Source organism: Massilia sp. P2_C2 (assembly GCF_056404615.1).
On the sequence record NZ_JBFUDR010000469.1, the window covers coordinates 1 to 3402 of the forward strand.

At 62.2% G+C, this 3402-nt stretch carries 4 protein-coding genes; all 4 read left to right on the forward strand.

All coding sequences use genetic code 11. The features are described 5' to 3' along the window. Positions 1 to 1274: saccharopine dehydrogenase C-terminal domain-containing protein (locus AC1DYX_RS29490; protein ID WP_477265525.1), on the forward strand; the 1274-nt coding region annotated here is incomplete at its 5' end. Beyond that, positions 1271 to 1690, forward strand: coding sequence for a hypothetical protein (locus tag AC1DYX_RS29495; protein ID WP_477265527.1), 420 nt, complete (start codon positions 1271 to 1273; stop codon positions 1688 to 1690). The genes AC1DYX_RS29490 and AC1DYX_RS29495, both read left to right, overlap by 4 nt. Beyond that, complete coding sequence (locus AC1DYX_RS29500; RefSeq protein ID WP_477265529.1) at positions 1691 to 2827, forward strand: glutathionylspermidine synthase family protein; 1137 nt, start codon at positions 1691 to 1693, stop codon at positions 2825 to 2827. It abuts the gene before it with no gap. A gap of 59 nt (positions 2828 to 2886) precedes the next feature. Beyond that, positions 2887 to 3267 carry a hypothetical protein gene (locus AC1DYX_RS29505; protein ID WP_477265531.1) on the forward strand — a complete coding sequence of 127 codons (381 nt, stop codon included), beginning with the start codon at positions 2887 to 2889 and terminating at the stop codon, positions 3265 to 3267. The last annotated feature ends 135 nt before the right edge of the window (positions 3268 to 3402 follow it).

The following is a 3402-nucleotide window of genomic DNA, read 5'->3' on the forward strand; positions in this document are numbered from 1 at the left end:
ATCTGTATCCGGACCTGGATCCACACAATGTCAGCGCGATCACGGCCGACGAACGAGGCGCCGGAATCGCGCATGCATTCGGCATTGGCTTTTCCGTCAACCCGCTGACGAAAGAGAATCTGCACGCGGCGCTCGAGGGGCGACTGGCACCGGGCGACCTCCTGCTGAACCTCTCGGTCGAGGTCGCGACGGTGGCGCTCATCGATTGGTGCCAGCAGCACGGTGTCCTGTACCTCGATACCTGCGTCGAGCCTTGGGCCGGCGGCTACGATCAAACGTGCAATCCCGCCGTACACACGACCAATTACTGGCTGCGGCGGGAAGCGCTGCGCCGGAAAGGCAAGGGTAAATCGACCTGCGTCATCGCCCATGGCGCCAATCCCGGCCTGGTATCGCATTTCATCAAGCTCGCCTTGTCTGGACTGGCTGCCAGCGAAGGCCTGCCTATCGCGCCACCGTCGGCGGCGCTGGCGCGCGCGTTGGGCGTCAAGGCCATCCATATTGCCGAACGCGATACGCAAACCGACGGCATGGCGCTGCGCGCGGGGGAATTTGCCAATACCTGGTCGGTCGACGGCCTGATTGCGGAAGCCATGCAGTGTGCCGAACTGTCGTGGGGAACGCATGAGACCCGGCTTGCGGGCGGCGCCACGCGCATCGGCACTGCACCGACGGCAGGCGTCATGCTCGACCGCCCAGGCGTGTGCACGAAGGTGAAAAGCTGGGTGCCCTCGGTCGGCGAGCAACAGGCCTGGTTGATCACGCACCACGAAGCGCATTCGATTGGAGATTTCTTGACGGAATTTTCTCCCGACGGGGGCATGACCTACCGGCCCACGGTATATTACGCGTACCGTCCAGCACCGAAGACATGCGAAAGCCTGGCGCGCTGGGCGAACAATGGTATGCGGCCGCCCGCGCTGAAGACGGTCATGGTGGATACACTCGTGTCCGGCACCGACGAACTCGGGGTCCTGCTGATCCGCGAGCGGGGGGCGTACTGGTTCGGCTCGGTCCTTCCTTTGGCAGAGGCAAGGCGGATCGCGCCACACAATAGTGCGACGTCGATGCAGGTCGTTGGCGGTATCGTCGGCGCGCTTGAGTGGATGCTGCAGCATCCGGCGGCAGGCGTGGTCGAGGCCGAGGACATGGACGCGGACTGTGTAATGCGGGCCGCACGGCCCTTCCTCGGCCAGGTCGTGGGCATCGCAACGGACTGGCCCACGCGCGCCAGGACCGGTGTACAGGCGGTAGATTTTTTGGAGTGTGAATGAAGCATTCAACGCAGGTTCCGCTCATCCTGCTCGGCGCGGTCACGGCCTTGACCGGATGCGGCAAGGCCAATGATTTGCCTGCAACGGCCAAACAGGGCACCTATGCCAACGTCGACGATTGCCGCAAGGACTGGGGCAATGGAAACTGGTGCAACTCGACCACGAGCAGCCATGGCGGCAGCGCCGTCTATGCCGGCCCACGCTATTACTGGGATCGGGACGCTGGCCGCCCGATGGTCATCGAGAACGGCGCAGCGCGTCCGGTGACGAACGGCGAGGCGAGCCGTGGCGGACCGTCTCATGCGACAGGCACCGAATCGGTCGCGGTCTCGCGCGGCGGATTCGGCGGGACGGCGCATGGCGGTGAGGGCGGCGGGCACGGCGGCGGGGGCGGCGGCGAATCGGGAGGAGGATGAATGCGGCGATTGAAGATCAGTCCGCGACCGGACTGCGCGGCCAAACTGGAAGCGATCGGCCTGTCCTTTCATGCCTGGGACGATTATTGGTGCGAAGAGGTTTGCTATCGCTTCACCAGCGCGCAGATCGATCAGCTGGAGGCGCGCACGGCCGAACTGCACCGCATGTGCATCGAGGCCGTCAAGCACGTCATCCTCGCGAAGCGCCTGGGCCAGCTGGGCATACCGGCTGCCTATTGGCAAGCGATCGAAACCTCGTTCCTACGCAATGAATTCAGTCTGTACGGCCGTTTCGATCTGGCCTATGACGGCGTGAGCGAACCGAAGCTTTTGGAATACAACGCCGACACGCCGACGTCGCTGCTCGAATCCGCGGTCGCGCAATGGTACTGGATGAAGGAAAAATTCCCGGAACACGACCAGTTCAATTCACTGCACGAGCGCCTGGTCGAACGATGGCAATCGCTGCACAGCCCGGACAGCCGGATTCATTTCGCCTCGCTCGCCGACAACGAGGAAGACTGGGTCTGCGTGCATTATCTGATGGATACCGCGAAACAGGCGGGCTTCGACGTGCGCCACATCGCGATCGAGAAGCTGGGCTGGGATTCCGGTCGGAACAGCTTCGTCGACGAAGACAACGCACCGATCAGTACATTGTTCAAGCTATATCCATGGGAATGGATGATGCGCGAGGAATTCGGGCCGATGGCGATCGCCGGCGGGACCCGCTTCATCGAGCCGGTGTGGAAATCGGTACTGTCCTGCAAAGGCATCCTGCCCATCCTGTGGGAGCTTTACCCTGGTCATCCGAACCTGTTGCCAGCCTATTTCGAGCCGGGCCTTTTGAGCTCGTATGCAAGGAAGCCGCTGTTCTCGCGCGAAGGCGCGAACATCGTGCTGGTCGAAAACGGGAAGGTGATCGCGGACGATGACGGTCCGTATGGCCGCGAGGGCTATATCTACCAGGCGCTCCATAAACTGCCCGACTTCGACGGCAATTATCCTGTGATCGGCTCATGGATCGTCGGCGACCAGCCGGCCGGGATCTGCCTGCGCGAGGATGCGCTGCTGGTGACTACCAACATGAGCAATTTTATACCGCACGATTTCGTTCGGACCGATGACGGCCGGTAGATTCGGCGCCCGCCCAACTCGTGAACGAATGCGGACACACCAGGAAAGCACCGAACAGCTTGAAAAATCCATCATTGGTCATTCGCGTTCTGTACGCAATCTGCCTGACAGGCGCAGCCTGGAACCACGCACGTATCCTGTTCGAGCACGGCCTGTGGTGGAACTATGGCGGCATCCACCCGTTCTACGCCACCTTTTGGACATCGCTGACGTTCTTTGATTCGCTGGCCGTGCTTTTGTTGCTGACACGACCGCGCGCCGGCCTCGTGCTCACGACACTGATCATCGTCAGCGACGTTCTCATCAACGCCTGCGCCGGGCTCACCTATGGCATCGACCTGCCTTCGTTTCTTGCCCAATTCGTCTTCATGCTGTTTGTGCAGGGAACGGTAAGGCGAGCCTGGAACGGCGCCGAGCCGGTCACGATTCCCGCACTGTAGCGCTCACGCTCGGATACAGCCGCTAACCCGGCAGCACCAGCGCCGTCTTCAAGCCCGGCTCGTTATCGGTCGATTCCATGCGACCGCCATGCCGCTCGGCACGGCAAACCTCTGCGATCAAGTTGGCGCTCGTGC

What these genes read in the sequence shown, in the direction of transcription:
- AC1DYX_RS29495 (WP_477265527.1), top strand. Translation starts at nt 1,271, where the DNA reads ATGAAGCATTCAACGCAGGTTCCGCTCATCCTGCTCGGCGCGGTCACG.
- AC1DYX_RS29500 (WP_477265529.1), top strand. Translation starts at nt 1,691, where the DNA reads ATGCGGCGATTGAAGATCAGTCCGCGACCGGACTGCGCGGCCAAACTG.